This is a genomic window from Phocaeicola coprophilus DSM 18228 = JCM 13818 (assembly GCF_000157915.1).
Lineage (GTDB): Bacteria > Bacteroidota > Bacteroidia > Bacteroidales > Bacteroidaceae > Phocaeicola > Phocaeicola coprophilus.
Genome location: NZ_EQ973634.1, coordinates 105076 through 107767 on the forward strand (window position 1 = coordinate 105076; position 2692 = coordinate 107767).

A 2692-nucleotide genomic window follows, 5' to 3' on the forward strand; every position below is an offset into this window, starting at 1 on the left:
TCGTCTGAATCAGGGATTTGTTGCTTCGTGTGTGAATAAACGAAACCAAGTTAATTAATAAAATCGCATTAAAGATGAAAAAGAACTTTATAAAAACTGCTTTCGTTGCAGCATTTGCATCTATTGCAGGTTATGGTGTATATACATCACAGCAGAAAGTTGAAATGTCAGACCTGGCAAAGGCCAATGTGGAAGCGCTGGCTCAGAATGAAGATGGTGGGAGTTCTAATTCATGGTCATGTTGGTCTCAAGAAAAAAAAGGAAGTGGTTATTGGAGATGTGGTAACCCTTGTAAATATGTAGATGGGGCAAGTGGCAAAGGAACAGAAGGGAAGTGTTATAAGAATTGATAATTATGAGGGCATAACAAAATAGTTATGCTCTTTTATTGTTATTAAAATGAAATATCTATTTTTTATATTCATAGTTTTTTGTGTCGGATGTACTGAAGTCAGGGACATCTATTATTCTGATGATATTAAAATTACAGATGGAGTAGAAGTACCACATCGGACATTAAACGGAAAGCTGCTGATATCAGAACTCTTGGGTGTTTCTTATATGGAAGTGGTTGGCAATTATCTTTTGGCATTCACTCCAAAATTAAACAACTTGTTTCATATTTATGATGCAAATGGTAAATACATTACAGAAATAGGAATAAAAGGAAATGGTCCAAATGATTTTGTCAATTGTAAGCCGACCGGTCAATCCTGTGTAAATAAAGGAGTATGTAATATATGGATAAACGATGTGTCATCCGCAGAATTAAAAAGAATTGACCTGAATGAAAGTATCAGGATGGGGCGATGTATAATTGATAAGCGATTGCCAGTAATCCCGATGTCTGCCAACTCTTTTTATATGAATGATTCAGTAGCTATGCAAGAAGTATTGACTGAAAACAATTATAAATGGGTTTCCTCTAGTAATGGAAGAATTTTGACAGAAGATCCTTGTTATAAAATTAAGATGTCATCACCTTATAGTTGTTATAGTAACATTTCTCGCATAGATGAATGTGAAAATCTGATTGTGTCTGCTATGCATTATATAAATCAGATAAATTTTTACAATTATAAGACGGGGAAACGTTTTTCTGCTTGTGTCGGGAGTATAACTGCAAGCCAAAATATATTGGATAAAGAAACCGGGTTGAGCAAATGGGTGTATTATGCGGATTTGCAAGTAACAGACAAGAATATATATGCTTTATATTTAAACCAGGATTATAAAGATGCCTATGAAAAGAAAAAGAAGGTAGAGCTTCATGTTTTTGGTAAAGATGGTACACTTCATGAAATCTTGTCCTTTGATCAGTATATTATAGGAATATCTGTAGATATGTCTCATGGCATATTATATGGTCTCTCTTATGATGATTGTATATATGCATATGATATAAGAAATATTTGAGAACTGGAAATTAAAGTTAAACATTCAAGAACTGAAATAACGATGAAAAAGAGCTTTATAAAAGCTGCTTTCGTTGCAGTATTTGCATCTATTGCAGGTTATGGTGTATATACATCACAGCAGAAAGTTGAAATGTCAGATCTGGCAATGGCTAATTTTTTTAGAGTTTCATTTTAAATTTAGCGTATGATATTAAGAACAGATGGTAGTGTGAAAAGAATCTTATGTATTTTGCTGGTTTTGTCCACTATATGGGGATGCAGTTCTTATCAGAAGGAGACAGCCAAAGAAACATTGGCTTTTTCTGTACTTCCGATATCTTCTTCCTTGTTAGGTCTCCCTATACAGATTGTGGCATTTGACTCCGTTCTGCTTGTGAACGATTATTATGGTGATACATTAGTACACTGCTTGTCGTTGAGGACTGGCGGTGAGATAACGAAGTTTGGAGTGCGTGGTAGCGGTCCGAATGAAGTGATGCCACCTTTGCATCTGTTGAAGACCCCAGACTCACTGTTTGTCCTTTCCCGTCCCCAATGGATTTTATATACCGTATCCGGAACTCCCCGGGTGCACTTGGAGAAAAAAATGAGACTGCCTGTTGCTGTAAGTTTGCTTTTCTCTTTGGGAGATTCGTCATATCTGGCATCTGGAATGTTTCCTGACAAGCGTTTTTACATATTCGATAGTGCAGGGAAAGAAAAGTCACGTTTTGGTGATTATCCGAATTTTTGGAGCCGTGAAAATGACCTTCCTATAGAAGTCAAGCGCATGTTCCATCAGGTGCGCGGATACGGATTTTCCATCAAGAATGGATTTGCACTTGCAGATTCCCATGTATTAAGCCTGTACCGTCATACTTCGTCCGGCTATGTCCTGTCTAAAGAAGTTCTGCTGGCCCCGTATGAATACGATTTTAATGTGAATGGAATAGAAAGTATAACGAAGCTCAAACCTTCATTTGCAACGGGAGTCATTGACCTCGCGGTATCGGATGAGTTTATTTACGTGCTTTTTGACAGTAATATAAAAGATACTTCCAGTAAGTCTAAGAATGAAATCTGGCGTTATGACTGGGACGGCAATCTGTTGAACAAATATGTACCTAATGTAGACATTTCGCTTATTACCGTACATCCGGATGGTACACTTATCGGGTTGACTGGCGAGGAGGAGAGTAAGATTGCTTTTGTGAAGTTTTGATGCCCGGTTAACCTTTAAACAACAAAGGTGGTATAACCGATGCAATGTTAGAATCTGCAAGTTTTAACGGAAG

The 2692-nt window shown here is 36.9% G+C and carries 4 protein-coding genes; all 4 read left to right on the forward strand.

All coding sequences use genetic code 11. The features are described 5' to 3' along the window. The first annotated feature begins 74 nt into the window (after positions 1 to 74). The 4 genes from BACCOPRO_RS04500 to BACCOPRO_RS04510 are packed head-to-tail and all read left to right on the forward strand — an operon-like array spanning position 75 to position 2619. Positions 75 to 350: an NVEALA domain-containing protein gene (locus BACCOPRO_RS04500; protein WP_008141366.1), complete on the forward strand. Its 276-nt coding sequence runs from the start codon at positions 75 to 77 to the stop codon at positions 348 to 350. Positions 351 to 399: 49 nt separating this feature from the next. Next, positions 400 to 1416, forward strand: a complete 1017-nt coding sequence (locus BACCOPRO_RS04505; protein ID WP_008141367.1) for a BF3164 family lipoprotein — start codon at positions 400 to 402, stop codon at positions 1414 to 1416. A 42-nt stretch (positions 1417 to 1458) separates the two neighbouring features. Continuing rightward, positions 1459 to 1593: an NVEALA domain-containing protein gene (locus tag BACCOPRO_RS17400; protein WP_008141368.1), complete on the forward strand. Its 135-nt coding sequence runs from the start codon at positions 1459 to 1461 to the stop codon at positions 1591 to 1593. A 33-nt stretch (positions 1594 to 1626) separates the two neighbouring features. Continuing rightward, a complete protein-coding gene (locus tag BACCOPRO_RS04510) occupies positions 1627 to 2619 on the forward strand; it encodes a BF3164 family lipoprotein (protein ID WP_040311173.1) in 993 nt (330 codons plus the stop codon). Positions 2620 to 2692 lie beyond the last annotated feature (73 nt).